An 18,069-nucleotide genomic window follows, 5' to 3' on the forward strand; every position below is an offset into this window, starting at 1 on the left:
ATTTTAGTTGAAGTATTTTATTTTCTTATTAAATCAATAAACTGATATTTTAATCCACTTTTTTCACAGGTATAAATTTCTGATTTAAATTCAATATTAAATTCATTAAAATCTATTTGTGGAAAAGTAGTATCTCCATGGAATGACTTATACACTTTTGTTAAAAATATTTTATCCACACTGTGGATAACTTGTTTGTATATCTCTCCTCCACCTATAATAAATGCATGTTCAGGTGAATTTTTATACATGTTAATAACTTGTGAAAAGCTGTGGATAACTTCTACATTTGCATTATCCACAGAATAATTTTCATCCCTTGTGATAACTAAATGTTTTCTATTAGGCAAAACGCCAGGCAATGATTCAAAAGTTTTTCTACCCATTATTATTGTGTTTCCAGATGTAATTGCTTTAAATCTTTTTAAGTCTTCTGGTATATGCCATAAAAGCTTGTTATCTCCACCTATAACATTGTTTTCAGCTACAGCAACTATTATAGATAGCATTAAACAGATACCTCCATTTTTATTGCAGGATGATATTTATAATCTATAAGTTTTATATCATCTGCTGTGAAATCATAGAAGTTAGTTATTTCTGGATTAATCCAAAGCTTTGGAGCTTCATACTCGTCATTAGCTCTAGTTAATTGAAGTTTCATTCCTTCTACTTGATTTTCGTATATGTGTGCATTATTAATTACATGAGTAAATAAACCAGGTTTAAGTCCAGTTACTTGTGCAATTAAATGAACTAATACAGCATATTGTGATGTATTAAATGGTACACCTAATGGTATGTCTCCTGAACGTTGGATAAGCATACAATTTAGTTTGCCATCTGTTACGTCCCACATAGTCATGAAACAACATGGTTGTAGAGTCATATGGGGTAGGTCTTCTATATTCCACATAGTCATAAGCATTCTTCTATCCTGAGGATTAGTCTTTAATGTTTCAATAAGCTTATCAATTTGATGGAATTTAGCTATTTGATAACCATAGCCACGACCAATAGTATTATTTTCATCAACCCATTCATCCCAAATGTGTACATTTTGTTCTTGTAACTTAGTTACATCATTAGATTGATCTCTATAAATCCATAGCATTTCTTTTACAGCTGTCTTAAATGCAACAAATTTAGTTGTTAGAATAGGAAATTCCTTTTCCAAATTAAATTGCATCACTTGATGTGGAAGCTTATAAGTTGGCATACCAGTTCTATTATTATCGTAATAGCCATTATTTAAAATATCTTCAACTATATTTAAGTATTTTTTGTCATATAAACTCATATAAATACCTCCTTAAATATATAATTACTATTTTACTATAATGAATAGATATAAAACAGAGGGAAAAAAATAATAAGTCGATGAAAGTAGCTATTTGTCTAAAAGTTAAAAAAATAACAATAAAATGTAAATAAAATACAAGTGAGTGTTAAAAAAATAACAATAAAAAGAAATAAAATGCAGGTAAAGAAAATAATATGCATAAAAAAATAATAATTATGCAAAAGTTGCAAAGGGGTGTCTTTCGTGGAAATACATGTTGAACTTGCAAATTAAAAGTAAAACTTTAGAAACAGGGAAAAATCTTTAACTATTAATAGAATTTGGTTATAATAATTAAAGGAAACTCAACTTTATTTGATGATTAAGCACAGGTTAAGTAACTTTTGCTAATCAAATCTGAGGCTTGGAGTATCAATTAACCTAGATTAACTAAATTGAAATTTATAATATAACTTAATAGATAAATACAGCAAAGAAAGAGGTGATTGTATTGGCATATACAGCTTTATATAGGGAATGGAGACCCAAAACTTTTAATGATGTCGTAGGTCAGGAACATATTACAACAACATTGAAGAATCAGATATTAAATCATAGAATTGCTCATGCATATTTGTTTTGTGGAACAAGAGGAACAGGTAAGACTTCTACAGCAAAAGTTTTTGCAAAAGCTCTTAATTGTCTTAATTTACAAGATGGAGAGCCTTGCAATGAATGTGAAATGTGCAGAAAAATAAATGAAGGTTTAGCAATAGATGTTACAGAATTAGATGCTGCTTCAAATAATGGTGTTGATAAAATTAGAGATATTATTGATGATGTTAAATATCCACCACAAGAAGCAAAATATAAGGTTTATATAATGGACGAGGTACATATGTTATCCGCTGGTGCTGTTAATGCTTTTTTAAAGACATTAGAAGAACCACCTAATAATGTTATATTTATTTTAGCAACAACAGATCCTCAAAAGCTTCCTATTACTATTCTTTCAAGATGTCAAAGATTTGATTTTAAAAGAATAAATAACAACGAAATAACAGCAAGGCTTAGAAAAATAGTAGATGATCAAAATGTTCTTGCTGATGAAAGAAGTTTAAATTTAATTGCAAGAGTTTCTGATGGAGCAATGAGAGATTCATTAAGTATCTTAGATCAAGCAATTTCAATGGGAAATGGTAATGTAGATTATAATACAGTAGTTAGTATGCTAGGATTGGTTACAAATGAACATTTATTTAATTTAACTAATGCAGTAATACAAAGAAGTGTAGAAAAAAGTATAGGAATAATAGAAGATGTTATTTATTCTGGTAAGGATATATATTTATTTATAAAAGATTTAATTACTCATTATAGAAATTTACTTATGGCTAAGGTAACTAATAATCCTGAAGAAGTACTTGATATGTCGGAAGAAAATATTGCTTTAATAAAAGAGCAAAGTGCTAGATTAAGAGCTGAAGAAATAATGAGGTGTATAAGAATACTTCAAGAGGCAGAAAATAATGCTAAGTTAAGTAAACAAGCAAGGTTATATTGTGAGTTAGCTATAATTAAAATGTGTAAAATAGAATATGATACATCTAGTGAAGTTATGTTAACTAGATTAAATAAACTAGAAGAAAATTTAAAGAATGGTAGCATAAAGGTTGCTACAGTAGAGTCTCAAAATAATAATATTAATGCAGTAAAGAAAAGTATTAATAATGTAGAAAGTAAGAAGCCTACTCAAACTCAACATATTGAAGAAACTTTAAGTGGAAATTCAGATTCTAGGATTACAATAAATGATGTTCAAAAAGCATGGAGAGATATATTAGAAGCTTTCAAGGCAAGAAGAGCCATGGTTATTAGTTCATTAATTCAGATTGGAAAGCCAATAGCTTGTGCAAATGGAATAGTTACAGTTCAATTTGAAAAGCAATATCAATTTAGTAGAGATAGATTAAGTGAAAGTAAAAATAAACCTATTATTAATGAAGTTTTCTCTGAAATATTACAAGAAAATATTAAAGTAAATTTTGTAGTTGAAGAAGATAATAAAGGTAGTAAAAGTACAGAGGATATTTTAAGAGAAAAAATTGGCGATGATTTTATAGATTTTATAGATGAATAAAAAGTATAGAATCACTTTATTCTAGTAAATATTAAAAAAATACTATATAATAAAAAATAGATTTTATTTGTTTTAAGGAGGATATTTTATGGCAAGAGGTGGATTCCCTGGAGGTTTTGGGGGAGGAAATATGAATAACTTAATGAAGCAAGCACAAAAGCTTCAAAGAGATATGGAACAAGCACAAAAGGAACTTGAAACTAAAGAGTTTGAATCTTCAGTTGGTGGCGGTGCTGTTGTAGTAAAAGTAAATGGTAAAAAAGAAGTTTTAGCTATAAATATAAAAGAAGAAGTTGTAGATCCAGATGATGTTGAAATGTTAGAAGATTTAGTGCTAAGTGCAGTTAACGAAGCATTAAAGAAGGCTGACGAAGAAACTTCAAATAAAATGGGTAAATTAACTGGTGGATTAAATATACCAGGAATGTTTTAATTGATAATGGGCTGTTGAAAGACAGCCTTTTATTAATGGAAAAGGAGTGTAATTATGGATTTTTATCCGGTTGCTATAGAGAAATTAATTGAGGAATTTGCAAAATTGCCAAGCATTGGTCAAAAAACAGCACAAAGACTTACATTGCATATTTTAAATTTGCCAGAAGATGAAGTTAAGGAATTTGCTTCAGCCTTAGTAAAGGCAAGAGGTACTATTAAGTATTGTTCTGTATGTGGAAACTTTACAGATAAAGACCCTTGTGCGATATGTGGAAATCCAAATAGAGATAAAAATGTAATTTGTGTTGTAGAACAACCAAAAGATATAATGACTATGGAAAAGGTTAAAGAATTTAATGGAGTATATCATGTGCTTCATGGAAACCTTTCTCCTATGCAAGGAAGAGGACCTCAAGATATAAAAATAAGAGAGCTTGTTGCAAGAATGAGTGCAGATATTAAAGAAGTAATAATTGCTACTAATCCTAATGTAGAGGGAGAAGCAACAGCAATGTATATATCTAGAATACTTAAACCGTTAGAAGTTAAAGTAACTAGAATTGCTTCAGGACTTCCGGTTGGTGGAGATTTAGAATATGCTGATGAAGTAACACTTTCTAAAGCTCTTGAAGGAAGAAAAGAAATTTAATCAGTAACAAGTTCAAGTGACAAATTAAGGGGTAAACTCCCTAAGGAGTTTCTAATATAAATAAAGTCAGCTTAAGGCTGACTTTATTTATCAACTTGCAACTTATCACTTGTCACTCTCTAATCTTGTCATTTAGCAATTCTATTACTATCTTAGTAGTGGTATGCTACACCAATGCTACCTGGACCAACATGTAATCCAATTATAGGACCTATCGATTGAATTTTTATATTAGAAATTCCTAATTTATCTTGTAGTTTATTGGCTAATTCTTGGCCTTCTGATTCACAATTTATATGATGGACTATTAAGCCTTTTATTGGTGATTTTAAATTCTGTTCCATAACTGTATCTATTATTTTATCTATGGCTTTTTTCTTTGTTCTAACTTTAGTAAGTACAGTAGTTTTACCATCAGTAACTGTTAAAATAGGTTTTATTTGAAGTAGTGATCCAAATAAAGCAGCTGCACCACCTATTCTTCCACCCTTTTTTAAATAATCTAATGTATCAGGAACAAATATAAATTTACTATTTTCAATAACACTTTTAGCTATAGAAACAACTTCATCTAATGACTTGTTATCAGCAGCTGCTTTAGCAGCTTCTAATATGGCATATCCTGCTTGCATACAATTGCTTCTAGAATCTAACATTACTATATTAGCATTAGGATATTTTTCTAAAATCATTTCTTTAACTAAATTTGATGTTGAAAAAGTACCGCTCATATCAGAAGATAAGAATATTCCTACTATGTCATGACCCTCTTTAACTTGAGATTCTATTGCTTTATAAAAATCATCAATACTTGGTTGAGAAGAGGTAGGAATTGATGGTGATTTAGACATTTCTTTATAAAACCAATCATTTTCTAAATCTGTTTCTCTATAACTTTTCCCATTTAATAAAACATTAAGTGAAACTATAGAAACATTATATTTATCTATGTATTCTTTTGGTAAATAACAAGTGCTATCAGCTATTATTCTTATACTCAAAAAAAACACCTCCAATATTAATTGACATATTTAAAATATTATACCAAAGTATTGAAATTAAGTACAGAAAATATAATGTTAACAAATATAATTCAAAATTTTATATTTTGTTAATTGAACTTACTCAGCGACTGAAAGGAGTCGAGTTTCCTTATAATATTATAAAAATAGAATATAAGAATGGTTTAAATTGAATAATATAGTAAAAAGTGGATAGTATCTAAAATAAATGTTTTTAGGAGGGGCAGAATGAGTATAAAAAATATTTTAAATTTTATTTTAGTACACTATAAGGATGACGATACCATTGATAATAAAATATTAAATGAAATGCATGAAGCTATAATTGAGCTTGAAGTAGCAGAAGCTATGTTTAATTCAGTAAACGATCCAAAACTTATAGAGGCAGCTATTTATAGAGAAGAAGCAGCAAAAAAGAAAGTAGACTATATATTATCAGTTGCAAAAGAGCAATATTCAAATATAAGAAAAGAAGCTGAAGCTAAAGAGGAAATGGAAATATAAAGAATATTGTTATATAATATAAAAAAATATAATACTATATTATAGTAGTTATTTTATATTATATAGGGGGAATTAGTAGATGAACATAGAGATGGTTATATATGCTTTAGTTGGATTAGCTTTATTATACTTAATAATTAAGCTATTAAAATGGCCAATAAAGTTATTAATAAATGGAATTATAGGTATAGTTTTATTATATGTTGCTAATTTTATTGGCGAATATTTAAATTTCTATATTACCATTAATCCAATAACAGCACTTATTGCTGGCTTTTTAGGAATTCCAGGAGTAATATTCTTAGTAATTTTTCAAATGTTTTTTTAAATAGAAATAGGGGATCTTCAGTGGATGAAGATTCCCTAAGTTTATATAGACGGGAGTTAGAAGATTTTCTAAATTGCCGTAAGCGAAAAGCTTCTGCATAATACATAGTATTAAGATTTATTAAAAAGTGTTACAGTTATTTTAAAATAAAAAATAAATCAGGGTGTAAGCACTACATCCGCTTACACCCTTTTCTATATAAATAGTACATTAAAATAAATAATGTACCGTCTACAATAATACTTTACCCACTTAACATATAAATATGTATGTAAATTGTTGTTAAATCGCTTTTATAAGTATATAATTTTCTAATATATAATTAAAAATAAATAAATGAATTTTATTTATTTTGTATATTAAAAATCATAGTTATAACTTAAGGGAGGTTTCACTATGCCAGCAGGAAATGGAGTAAATTGTAGATATTGTCCTGAGTTTGATAAAGGTAGATGTGATGGAACTGATACAGGATGTTTATGTTACAAATGTCCAAGACATTTAGGTCAATGTAAATGTGTTAAATATTGTAGAGAAACAGAATCTATATTAATTTTTGATGATGAGGAAAATAGGAGCTATTAAGAGTAGCTCCTATTTTTTTATGATTATTATTCAAGAAATATAATCACAAAATTAATGTAAATAAAATATGATAAAAAATAAGAAGTGGTATTATAAATTAAGTCAAATTGATTATATGAAATGCAAAAAAATATTAAAACTTAAAAAAATAGCAAAAAACATTAAGGATATAGTTGTATAAAATGTAAGAAAGTAGTAAAATATCAAAAAGCAATAAATAAAAATATAATATTTGGGGGCAAGAAAAATGATTAGAATATTAACAAACGACGGGTTGCAACAAGGGGCGGTTGACAAGCTAGTTTCAATGGGATTTAAAGTTGTTAATACACACTATGATAAGGATGTATTAGGTGAGGTTTTAAAAGATTTCGATGTATTAGTAATAAGGTCTGCAACTAAGATAACAGCAGATATACTTGATGCTGAAGAAGGGGGAAAGCTTAAATTAATTATTAGAGCTGGTGTGGGGATAGATAACATTGATGTAAACTATGCTACAGAAAAAGGTATAATAGTTAAGAATACACCTAATGCAAGTTCAGATTCTGTTGCAGAGTTAGCTATTGGGCATATGTTTGCAGTAGCTAGATTCTTAGGAGTATCAAATTACACTATGAGAAATGGACAATGGAATAAGAAAAAATATGAGGGGATTGAATTAGGTGCTAAAACTCTTGGAATTATAGGTATGGGTAGAATCGGTAGAGCATTAGCCACTAAAGCTACTGCATTGGGGATGAATGTTGTTTACAATGACATATTTGGAAAACAAAATAATCTTTCATATGATTTTCTAGAATTTGATGACTTATTAAAGAAATCAGATTTTATTTCATTACATGTTCCTTATGACAAAAATAAGGGATCTTTAATAGGTAAAAATGAAATTGAAAAAATGAAGGATGGAGTATATTTAATTAATTGCTCTAGAGGTAAGGTTGTTGATGAAAAAGCATTATTAGATGCATTAAATGTTGGAAAAGTAGCTGGGGCAGGAATTGATGTTTTTGAGGAAGAACCAACCAATAATAAAGAGTTAGTAAATCATCCTAATGTTAGTGTTACACCACATATTGGTGCGGCAACAAAGGAAGCTCAAAATAGAATTGGTGAAGAAGTAGTAACAACCATAGCTAATTATTTTGAGCAAGAGGTTTCTTCTATTGCAGCTAAAACTATAGAATCTGTGTAATTTATATTATTAGATTGAATATAAGTAATAGTTAATTGAGGGCAAGTTTAAGGAGGATAACCAATGGCAATTATAAAACCATTTAAAGCATATAGACCAGTAAAGGAGTTAGCTTCAAAGATTGCAGCATTACCTTATGATGTAATGAATACTGAAGAAGCTCGTGAAATGGTAGAAGAAAATGAATATTCTTTTTTACATGTAGATAGGGGAGAAATTAATTTCCCAGGAAAAGTTAATATATATAGTGAAGAAGTGTATAAAAAATCTAGAGAAGTTTTAGATGAAATGATAGAAAAGAAATATTATATCCAGGATGAAAATCAATGCTTTTATATTTACAGACAAACTATGAATGGTAAAAGTCAAATTGGATTGGTAATGTGTGCTTCAGTAGACGATTATATAAATAATATAATTAAAAAGCATGAAAAAACTAGAGCAGATAAAGAACGTGATAGAATAAATCATGTTGATTATTGTGATGCGCATACTGGACCTATATTTTTAACTTATAGAGAAAATTATGGTATTTCTAAAATAATAGATGAAAGTATAAAAGAAGAGCCAGTTTATGACTTTATATCAGAAGATGGTAATGGACATACTGTATGGGTAATTAATGATGAAGAAAAGATAAATAAATTAATACATTTATTTAAGGATGTTAAATACATGTATATAGCAGATGGCCATCATAGAACTAAATCTGCAGTTGAAGTATGCTTAAAAAGAAGAAAAGAAAATCCTAATTATAATGGAACTGAAGGATTTAACTATTTCTTAGCTATAGCATATCCAGATAGTGAGTTAGAAGTTTTAGATTATAATAGAACTGTGAAGGATTTAAATGGACTTTCAAAGGAGGCATTTTTTAAAGCTGTAGAGGAGAAATTTACAGTGGAAAAGACATTAAATAATGAAAGATTTAAACCTGATAGTAAGCATACATTTGGTATGTATATTGATAAAGAGTGGTATAAATTAGAGGCAAAAGAAGGAAGTTTTGATGAAAATGATCCAACCGACAGGTTGGATGTATCTATTCTTCAAAATAATTTATTATCTCCTATATTAGGAATTGATGATCCTACAAAATCAGATAGAATTGAATTTATAGGTGGAATAAGAGGGCTAAAGGAATTAGAAAAGAGGGCAAATAATGATATGAGAGTAAGCTTTGCTATGTATGCTACTACTATTGAGGATATAATGAGCATAGCTGATGCAGGAAAGATAATGCCACCTAAGTCTACATGGTTTGAACCAAAACCTAGAAGTGGATTATTTGTTCATAAGCTTACAGAGGTTCATAAATAATAAAATATATTAATAATAAAATAAAGAGGGCTATTAAAAAACAAAATATAATGAAAAATTGGGGGGACATTTTTATGTCAAGAGTATATAATTTTGCAGCAGGACCAGCAGTGTTACCAGAAGAGGTTCTTAAAGAAGCAGCAGAAGAAATGTTAGATTATAGAGGAACAGGAATGTCTGTAATGGAAATGAGCCATCGCTCTAAAGCATTTGAAGAAATTATTCAGGATGCAGAAAGAGATTTAAGAGAATTAATGAACATCCCAGATAATTATAAGGTGCTATTCCTTCAAGGTGGAGGCTCAACACAATTTGCAATGATTCCAATGAATCTAATGAAAAATAGAGTTGCGGATTATATTATAACAGGTCAATGGGCTAAAAAAGCAGCAGCAGAAGCAAAAAGGTATGGAAAGGTAAATGAGTTGGCTTCATCAGCAGATAAGACATTTTCTTATATTCCTGATGTAAGCAAGATAGAAGTTAGTGATGATGCAGATTATGTGTATATCTGCCATAACAATACAATCTATGGAACTACTTATCATAATCTTCCTGATACAAAAGGAAAAGTTTTAGTTGCTGACATGTCATCAGATATATTATCACAACCTATCGATGTTACTAAATACGGATTAATATTTGCTGGAGTTCAAAAAAATATTGGACCAGCAGGTACAGTAGTTGTAATAATACGTGAAGATTTAATTACAGAGGATGTACTCGAAGGAACTCCAACAATGCTTCAATATAAGATACATGCAGATAATAAATCTTTATATAATACTCCACCTGCTTATGGAATTTATATTTGTGGTAAGGTATTTAAACATCTTAAAAAGTTAGGTGGATTAGAAGCTATGAAAGTTAGAAATGAAGAAAAGGCCAAAATTCTTTATGATTTTCTTGATTCAAGTGAATTATTTAAAGGTACAGTTGTAAAGGCGGATCGTTCTTTAATGAATGTACCATTTGTAACAGGAAATAAGGACTTAGATTCTAAGTTCATTAAGGAAGCTAAAGAAGCAGGGATTGAAAATATTAAAGGGCATAGAACAGTTGGTGGTATGAGAGCAAGTATTTATAATGCTATGCCAATTGAAGGTGTTAAATATTTAGTTGAATTTATGAAGAAGTTTGAAGCTGAAAATAAATAATTAAATAATAAAGAGTTAAGGCTTAATAAAAGTCTTAACTCTTTATAGATTATTGAAGTTTATTTAACATTGTTTTTAAGATAAATGTTGAGTTTTTCACTCCAATTGGAGTGAATTTTTCAAAGTCCATATGAGCTCCGTTATTAGCATTATCAGAAATAGATCTAATAACAACAAAAGGTATATTGTTTAAGTAACAAACGTGAGCAATACTTGCTCCTTCCATTTCACAAGCTAATGCTTGGAATTCTTTTTCTAGCCATTGAATTTTATCTAATGAAGCAACGAACATATCTCCAGATACTATTCTTCCTGAGAATGTCTTGAAATCAGAAGCTTCAGCACATGCAGCTTTAGCAGTTTCAACTAATTTTTCATCACATTTAAAATCAAATGTATCCATTCTAGGAATTTGCCCTACAGGATCACCGAAAGCAGTAGTATCCATATCGTATTGAACTAAATTTTCAGCTATAACAACATCACCAGGGAATATGTCCTTTCCTATTCCACCAGCAACACCAACGTTTATTACAGAAGAAACATTATATTCAGATACAAGTATTTGAGTACAAACAGCAGCATTTACTTTACCAATACCACATACTACAGCCACAACGTTGTGTCCCCATAACTTTCCTTTGTGGAATTTCATTTTTGCTTTTTCTTCAACAGTTTCTAATTCCATGTCTTTTAATAGAATTTCTAATTCTTCAGACATAGCACCAATTATTCCTAAAATCATATTAAACCTCCATTTATAAATATATAGTTTTACATAAACTGAATTTTTTGCTTAAGATGGAATTTTAATTCCACCTTAAGGTTAGAACTCTTTATCTAGGGATGTGTCCGTTGTTATTTCCTACATAATGATGTGGAATGTTACAACGACTAGCCATCAGATAAAATATATTATATACTTTCATGTAAGTATTTAATAGTAGAGAAATATAAATATAGTGTAAAAACGGTTAAATTAGTTACTTGTATAAATAAGGGCTATAGTTTAAAATAAGTAACAATATATTATAAACGTTAAAGGAGAAACTGAAGATGGCATTAAATGAATTTTGTAGAACTGAATTACTAGTTGGTGAAGAGGGAATAAATAAGTTACATAATTCAAAAGTAATTGTTTTTGGAATTGGCGGAGTTGGAAGTTTTGTTGTTGAAGCATTAACAAGAGCTGGTGTAGGTAACTTAATATTAGTAGACAATGATACTATATGTATTTCAAATTTAAATAGACAAATACATGCAACACAAGCTACTGTTGGAATGATAAAAGTAGAAGCAATGAAGGAAAGAGTTATTTCTATTAATCCAAAATGTAACGTTGAAGCTAAACAAGTATTTATTACAGCTGATAATATATCTGAGATTATTCCATCAGATGTTGATTATGTAGTAGATGCTATAGATACAGTTACATCAAAATTAGCATTAGCTGAATATTGCTACAAAAATAATATAAATATAATAAGCTCAATGGGAACTGGAAATAAGATGGATCCAACTCAATTTAGAGTTTCTGATGTATTTAAGACAAAGGTATGCCCTTTAGCAAAGGTTATGAGACATGAATTAAGAAAAAGAGGAGTAAAGAAATTAAAGGTTGTTTACTCTGAAGAAATGCCAATGACACCAGATAAGGGAAGGGCTGTACCATCAGCAAAAAGACAAACTCCAGGAAGTATATCATTTGTACCACCAGTAGCTGGAATGATAATAGGTGGAGAAGTTATTAAAGACTTAACAGGAATAAAATAAAAAAGTGCACAGCAGCTTTTTTAGTTAGTAGTTTTGAGTTAATAGTTAAGGATGAAACTCCTAGTGGAGTTTCTTAAAATATATATTTTTTTAAATTCAGTTCAGCTGAATTTGGTCCTTGACTATTAATTATTAACTTCTAACTAAAATATTATTTTGCAGTATTTTTAAATGATTAAGATAAGGTTAAAGTTATATCATAATGTTCCCCAGTTAAATTAAACAGCAAGCTTTCTAATGAATTTTCAGCATTTTTTAGGGTTTGTGTATAGAAATCTTGATTATTCATTTTTTTACTAAACATATCATTAGCATTTATATATATTTCATTTATTTCTTCGGAAGAAAGCTTTAAATCACCAAACCTAAGAAGACCAACTTCTGTATCACCATATATAGTTTTATTTTCATCAATATCTATACTGAAAATATCTATCTTTGGTATTGTAATATATATTTCCTTATTTGAGTTATCAATTTTTATATTATTAGTAGATAAGGTTGAAAAATCTATTGAATAAGAGCAATTAGCAAAAAAGGTTATTTTTTTGGATTTTTTAAATATATCTAAATTAAAATAAGTATTATCTACTGTTAAGGTTTCACTAAGTTCAATTTCTAGTGGAATTAACTTATTTACATCTTTAATTTCATTAATCAATGTATCCTCAGTTAAAATTTCAGATGATTTTATATTTAGAGCATTAGGAAGTAAATTTTTCAGCTTATTGGGATATTTAGTATATAAAAGAATTAATGATAAAAATATTATAAAAATTATAAGAAATATTAATTTGAAAGTTTTAAATTTATATTTTCTTTTAGATAAAAAAATAATAACCCCCACCTTGAACTATTGATATAATTAAATTCACATAAATTAAATATATTAGTTAATAAGTAATGATATTACAGTAAGTAATATTTATATTTTTACTATAAAGTTAGTTGAGTTTTTTACTACTTTGTTTGTATAATAAGAATAGCTTAAAATGTGGTTTAGGAGAGTTAGTATGGATAATCAAAAGGGAGTAAATATAGAGCTTATAAAGGGTACATTAGATGATTATATAATTAAGGATAAAGATAAAATTGTAATAGGAAGATTTACAATAACGGAATTAGATAAAGAAAATAAAAAGTGTAATTTGAAGCTAAAGTTCTATAGAGAAGATAATTATGATTTATTAAAGATAACATTAGAAGCGATATTGAAGGCTGTATTTAAAAATAATAATATTTTTAAGGCTAATGTTACAGTAAGTGAAAATATAAATTTAAAACCATTTTTAGATAGTGGATTCATATTGGAAGCTATTTTTACAGACAATATATTCTTAAAGGGATGCTTTTATGATGAGTTAAGCTTTGGAATTAATAGAAATGATTATTTATGCTCAAGTAGGGCTAACATAGTTGAACTTATAGGAAAAAATGTTGTAATTAGAAACTTTACACCAGATGATGCTCAAGAGTTATTAGAATACTATATAAGAAATAAAGAACACTTGAGAGAATTTGAACCAGTAAGAGATAATAGCTTTTTTACTTATGAAGTACAAAAAGAGTTATTATTAGAAAGCTATAGGCAATTAATGACTGGTGTATGTAGTGATTTAGGAATATATTTATCTGGTAAGCTTATTGGAAAGATTAAGATTTCTAATATCGTTTATGGAGTATTTAAAAGTGGGATATTAGGTTATGCTATAGATAAAGATTATGAGGGTATGGGATATATGAAGGAATCTATAAATTTAATATTAGATTACGCAAAGGATTATTTAGATTTACACAGATTAGAGGCATCTGTATTAACTACTAATGAAAGATCAAAGGGTGTTTTATTATCTTGTGGTTTTGAGGAGATAGGTCTTAATAAAAAGTATTTATATATAAATGGTAAGTGGAGTGATCATATTACATTTTATAAAATTCTCTAAATTTTTGGGAGGTGTTTATTATGGGGGTTAAATTAAGGGGAAAAAGTACTGTTATTAAAGCTTTGAATAATAATATGGTGCTGGTAAAAGATCAAGGTGTGGAAAAGATTCTTTTATCTAAAGGTATAGGGTTTAATAAAAGGTTTGGAGATATTTTAGAAGAAAATTTAGAAGTAGATAAGATTTTTTCAATTGAAGATGAAAGAAATCAACAGAATTTAAAAGAAGTTTACAATAGAGTAGATGGTGAATTTATTGCTATTTGTGAAGAGGCTATTGCTGAAATATCAGAGGAATTAGGAGAAGAACTTAATGAATCCATCCATATTGGATTGATAGATCATTTAGCAGTAGCAATGAAAAGATTAAAAAATAAAGAGGAAATAAGTAATCCGTTTATTGTAGAAATTGAGACTTTATATAATGTTGAATTTGAAATGGCAAAAAAGATTATTAAAAAGCTTCAACGTAAATATAGAGTGAAGTTTCCACAGGGAGAGATTGGATTTATAACTTTGCATATACATTCGGCAAGAAATGGAAGAAAGCTATCCAATACAATAAAATATAGCTATTTAGCTAATAGAATAGTAGCTCATATAGAAAAAAGATTTAATGCAAAAATAAATAAAAGGTCTCTTGATTATGCTAGATTTTTATCTCACATAAGATTTACTATTGAAAGAATATTGACAGATACTTTATTAAAAAATGATTTAATTGATGCAATTAAGGAATCTTATCCTATATCTTATGAAATTGCAGAAGAAGTATCTAAGATAATTGAAACTTCATTAGATAAAAAGGTACAGGAAGATGAAATTGCGTATATAGCAATGCATATTGAAAGATTTAGATTAACGTTATGTAAATAAAAAATAGCTGAGGCATTGCCTTAGCTATTTTTTTATATTTATTAAACTTCGAAGTTAACAACTACGTCTTTACCAGCAGTAACTGATCCTGATTCAACTGCATTTATTGATTTAGCAGCATCAACATTTGTAATTAAAACTGGAGTAGCAAGAGATAATCCTTTTCCTAAAATGAAATCTCTATCAATCTTAATGATTGGAGTACCAGCTTTTACTTTTGTACCAGCTTCAACTAATTGTTCAAAACCTTCACCGTTTAATCCAACAGTATCAACACCGATGTGAACTAATAATTCTAGTCCATTTTCTAAAGTCATTGCAAATGCATGCTTAGTTTTGAACACTAATGATAATTCACCGTCAGCAGGAGCTACAACAGTATCACCAGTTATCATAATAGCTGCACCATCTCCAGCCATTTTTCCAGCGAAAACAGGGTCTGGCACTTCTGATAAAGGCATTAAGTCACCAGTTGCAACTGCAACTAGGGCAGTCTTTGGAGCTTCAACTGAAGTATTTGTTTCTACTTTCTCTTCTGATTTTCCGAATAATTTTTTAAAAAAATTAGCCATAATATTTCCTGATTATAATCAGGGTTCACTTCCTTTCTAAAAATAAGATTACACAATTTTTGGGTATAAAATAAAAAGGCATAAGTATATCTTTATTAAAGATTAACTTATGCCTGATTTAACAGTAACACGTTTCAATCTAGATTATATATTTTTGAGAATAGTATGTCAATATGTATAGTAAATTATTACTAAAATAAAAAAAGCTTTGAAAACGTTGGCAAGTGATGCCAAGGTATTTTATAATAAATTTGTAAAATAAATTAAGTTCAAATTGTGAGGCGTGCAACCATAAAAGTGGGCATTAGCTGAAAAGGATATATTATATTCTTTTCAGCTTTTTTTATTATTGAAATTATAAAATTTAATTATTTTGTTAGTCTTACAATAATGAACAAATAAAAAAATAGGGGGAATTTTATTATGATGAAGTACTTACAAAGACTTGGTAAATCATTAATGCTTCCAGTAGCGTGTTTACCAGTAGCAGCAATTCTAATGGGAATTGGATATTGGATTGATCCATCAGGATGGGGAGCAAATAATGTTGCAGCTGCTTTTTTAATTAAAGCAGGGGGAGCATTAGTAGACAATATGGCAATTTTATTTGCAATTGGTGTTGGTGTCGGTATGTCAGATGATAATGATGGAACAGCTGGGTTGGCAGGACTTGTTTCTTGGTTAATGATAACGACTTTATTATCAACTAGTGTTGTAGCTATGCTAAAAGGTGTTGATGTTTCAGAAGTGCCAGCAGCATTTGGAAAGATTCAAACACAATTTATTGGTATATTATCAGGTTTAATTGGAGCAAGCTGTTACAATAAGTTTAAAAATACTAAGTTACCAGCAGCTTTAAGTTTCTTTAGTGGTAAGAGATGTGTTGCTATAGTAACTGCAGGAGCTTCAATAGTTGCTACATTAATTTTATTCTTTGTATGGCCAGTGGTATACGGAGCATTAGTAGGGTTTGGTGAAGCAATTATTTCTACAGGATCAATTGGAGCAGGTATATATGCATTCTTCAATAGATTATTAATACCTTTTGGATTACATCATGCATTAAATTCAGTATTCTGGTTTGATGTTGCAGGAATTAATGATATCGGTAAGTTCTGGGGAACTATGGAAGGTGGAGTACTAGGTCAAACAGGTATGTATATGACTGGATTCTTCCCAGTAATGATGTTTGGGTTACCAGCAGCAGCTTTAGCAATGTATCATACTGCTAAAGATAATAAAAAGAAAGTAGTAGCTGGATTATTACTAGCAGCTGGATTAGCTTCATTCTTTACAGGTGTAACTGAACCATTAGAGTTTGCATTTATGTTCTTAGCTCCAGGGTTATATTTAATACATGCTGTATTGACTGGTATATCAGCAGCTGTTTGTGCTGCATTACCAGTAAGAGCAGGATTTAACTTTAGTGCTGGTTTTGTTGATTGGTTCTTAAGCTTTAAAGCACCATTTGCAGAAAATCCACTTTGGTTACTTGGAATTGGATTAATATTTGGTGTAATATACTATATCGTTTTTAGATTTGCAATTACAAAGTTTAATTTAAAGACTCCAGGTAGAGAAGATGATGATATCGATGGAGAAATGGATATTAAACTTGAAAATAATGATTTTACTGCAGTAGCAGAAACTATATTAAAAGGTCTTGGTGGAAAAGAAAATGTAGTAAGTATTGATAACTGTGTAACAAGATTACGTCTAGAAATTAAAGATAATACCAAGGTTAATGAAAAAGTTATTAAGTCAGCTGGTGTTGCTGGTATAATTAGACCAGGAAAAACAAATATACAAGTAATAGTAGGTACACAAGTACAATTTGTAGCTGATGAGTTAAAAAAATTATGTAAGTAATAGTTAGTAACTACTTAAAAGGTCGTACAGTTTTAGGATTGTACGACCTTTTTTATAATAATAAATATAAGTATACATATATATGCAGAATGTATTAATTGAATAAAAAGAAAAATAGTTTAATGAGATTAAGAGTATTATGAAAGGGATATAACACTATAAAAATAGTTAACTTAGCCTGGTGTATCAATATGAAATAAATAGAGAATAATGACGAAAAATAAAGAAAAACGATATTAAATTCATATAATGGGAAATAGCATTTAAGAATGCATAAGCTGCTGTGGTATTATAAATCATGTCCTCAGGGACAGCCGATAAGTCGAAAGACAAATCTTTAAAAACATTACAACAAAAAAATGTTGAAAAAGATGTTGACAAGAAAGTTTATTGGTGATAAGATAAGGAAGTCGCTTCGGT

The 18,069-nt window shown here is 28.7% G+C and carries 19 protein-coding genes; 13 read left to right on the forward strand and 6 right to left on the reverse strand.

Annotated elements, in window-relative coordinates:
- Positions 1–17: 17 nt before the first annotated feature.
- Together TY07_RS07305 and TY07_RS07310 are read right to left on the reverse strand one after the other, a co-directional pair.
- A complete protein-coding gene (locus tag TY07_RS07305) occupies positions 18–509 on the reverse strand; it encodes a dihydrofolate reductase (protein WP_042397406.1) in 492 nt (163 codons plus the stop codon).
- Positions 509–1,300 carry a thymidylate synthase gene (locus TY07_RS07310; protein WP_042397409.1) on the reverse strand — a complete coding sequence of 264 codons (792 nt, stop codon included), beginning with the start codon at positions 1,298–1,300 and terminating at the stop codon, positions 509–511. Before TY07_RS07310 ends, TY07_RS07305 begins: the two co-directional genes overlap by 1 nt.
- A 493-nt stretch (positions 1,301–1,793) precedes the next feature.
- Here TY07_RS07310 and dnaX point away from each other — a divergent pair, with 493 nt between their 5' ends.
- From dnaX to recR, 3 genes are all read left to right on the forward strand, one after another.
- Entirely contained in the window at positions 1,794–3,422 is a 1,629-nt protein-coding gene (dnaX, locus tag TY07_RS07315) for a DNA polymerase III subunit gamma/tau (protein WP_042397411.1), read from the forward strand.
- Between the two features lie 88 nt (positions 3,423–3,510).
- A complete protein-coding gene (locus tag TY07_RS07320) occupies positions 3,511–3,855 on the forward strand; it encodes a YbaB/EbfC family nucleoid-associated protein (RefSeq protein WP_042397414.1) in 345 nt (114 codons plus the stop codon).
- A 54-nt stretch (positions 3,856–3,909) separates the two neighbouring features.
- The gene (gene recR, locus TY07_RS07325; RefSeq protein WP_042397416.1) at positions 3,910–4,506 is read left to right on the forward strand and encodes a recombination mediator RecR; all 597 of its coding nucleotides are present in this window, start codon (positions 3,910–3,912) and stop codon (positions 4,504–4,506) included.
- Between the two features lie 152 nt (positions 4,507–4,658).
- On the opposite strand, the gene TY07_RS07330 is transcribed toward recR, so the two are convergent.
- On the reverse strand, positions 4,659–5,507 hold the full coding sequence (locus TY07_RS07330; RefSeq protein ID WP_042397418.1) for a DegV family protein: 849 nt from the start codon (positions 5,505–5,507) through the stop codon (positions 4,659–4,661).
- A gap of 249 nt (positions 5,508–5,756) precedes the next feature.
- Between TY07_RS07330 and TY07_RS07335 the strand changes: the two genes are divergently transcribed.
- The 6 genes from TY07_RS07335 (at position 5,757) to serC (ending at position 10,617) form a co-directional block, all read left to right on the forward strand.
- Positions 5,757–6,032, forward strand: coding sequence for a DUF2508 family protein (locus TY07_RS07335; protein WP_042397421.1), 276 nt, complete (start codon positions 5,757–5,759; stop codon positions 6,030–6,032).
- Positions 6,033–6,111: 79 nt separating this feature from the next.
- Entirely contained in the window at positions 6,112–6,360 is a 249-nt protein-coding gene (locus tag TY07_RS07340; RefSeq protein WP_042397423.1) for a pro-sigmaK processing inhibitor BofA family protein, read from the forward strand.
- A 396-nt stretch (positions 6,361–6,756) separates the two neighbouring features.
- Entirely contained in the window at positions 6,757–6,945 is a 189-nt protein-coding gene (locus tag TY07_RS07345; RefSeq protein WP_042397426.1) for a hypothetical protein, read from the forward strand.
- A 247-nt stretch (positions 6,946–7,192) separates the two neighbouring features.
- Entirely contained in the window at positions 7,193–8,140 is a 948-nt protein-coding gene (locus TY07_RS07350; protein WP_042397428.1) for a D-2-hydroxyacid dehydrogenase, read from the forward strand.
- Between the two features lie 63 nt (positions 8,141–8,203).
- Complete coding sequence (locus TY07_RS07355; RefSeq protein ID WP_042397432.1) at positions 8,204–9,460, forward strand: DUF1015 domain-containing protein; 1,257 nt, start codon at positions 8,204–8,206, stop codon at positions 9,458–9,460.
- A gap of 74 nt (positions 9,461–9,534) precedes the next feature.
- Entirely contained in the window at positions 9,535–10,617 is a 1,083-nt protein-coding gene (gene serC / locus TY07_RS07360) for a 3-phosphoserine/phosphohydroxythreonine transaminase (protein WP_042397436.1), read from the forward strand.
- A 49-nt stretch (positions 10,618–10,666) separates the two neighbouring features.
- Here the strand turns inward: serC and TY07_RS07365 are convergent, their stop codons facing one another.
- On the reverse strand, positions 10,667–11,362 hold the full coding sequence (locus tag TY07_RS07365; RefSeq protein WP_042397438.1) for a 5'-methylthioadenosine/adenosylhomocysteine nucleosidase: 696 nt from the start codon (positions 11,360–11,362) through the stop codon (positions 10,667–10,669).
- A gap of 311 nt (positions 11,363–11,673) precedes the next feature.
- On the opposite strand from TY07_RS07365, the gene TY07_RS07370 reads away from it, so the two are divergent.
- Positions 11,674–12,390 (forward strand): tRNA threonylcarbamoyladenosine dehydratase, encoded by a 717-nt coding sequence (locus tag TY07_RS07370; protein WP_042397441.1) that lies wholly within the window; start codon positions 11,674–11,676, stop codon positions 12,388–12,390.
- 175 nt (positions 12,391–12,565) lie between these two features.
- Here TY07_RS07370 and TY07_RS07375 read toward each other — a convergent pair whose 3' ends face one another.
- Positions 12,566–13,051, reverse strand: a complete 486-nt coding sequence (locus tag TY07_RS07375; protein ID WP_196049015.1) for a DUF4230 domain-containing protein — start codon at positions 13,049–13,051, stop codon at positions 12,566–12,568.
- Between the two features lie 352 nt (positions 13,052–13,403).
- On the opposite strand from TY07_RS07375, the gene TY07_RS07380 reads away from it, so the two are divergent.
- Together TY07_RS07380 and TY07_RS07385 are read left to right on the forward strand one after the other, a co-directional pair.
- Positions 13,404–14,333, forward strand: a complete 930-nt coding sequence (locus tag TY07_RS07380) for a GNAT family N-acetyltransferase (RefSeq protein WP_042397444.1) — start codon at positions 13,404–13,406, stop codon at positions 14,331–14,333.
- A 20-nt stretch (positions 14,334–14,353) separates the two neighbouring features.
- Complete coding sequence (locus tag TY07_RS07385; RefSeq protein WP_042397447.1) at positions 14,354–15,208, forward strand: PRD domain-containing protein; 855 nt, start codon at positions 14,354–14,356, stop codon at positions 15,206–15,208.
- A gap of 41 nt (positions 15,209–15,249) precedes the next feature.
- Here the strand turns inward: TY07_RS07385 and TY07_RS07390 are convergent, their stop codons facing one another.
- Positions 15,250–15,780 carry a PTS sugar transporter subunit IIA gene (locus tag TY07_RS07390; protein ID WP_074431752.1) on the reverse strand — a complete coding sequence of 177 codons (531 nt, stop codon included), beginning with the start codon at positions 15,778–15,780 and terminating at the stop codon, positions 15,250–15,252.
- A 423-nt stretch (positions 15,781–16,203) separates the two neighbouring features.
- Between TY07_RS07390 and nagE the strand changes: the two genes are divergently transcribed.
- Complete coding sequence (gene nagE / locus TY07_RS07395; protein WP_042397450.1) at positions 16,204–17,649, forward strand: N-acetylglucosamine-specific PTS transporter subunit IIBC; 1,446 nt, start codon at positions 16,204–16,206, stop codon at positions 17,647–17,649.
- Positions 17,650–18,069: the final 420 nt, after the last annotated feature.

This window comes from Clostridium saudiense, assembly GCF_000577815.1.
Taxonomy (GTDB): Bacteria; Bacillota; Clostridia; order Clostridiales; family Clostridiaceae; genus Clostridium; species Clostridium saudiense.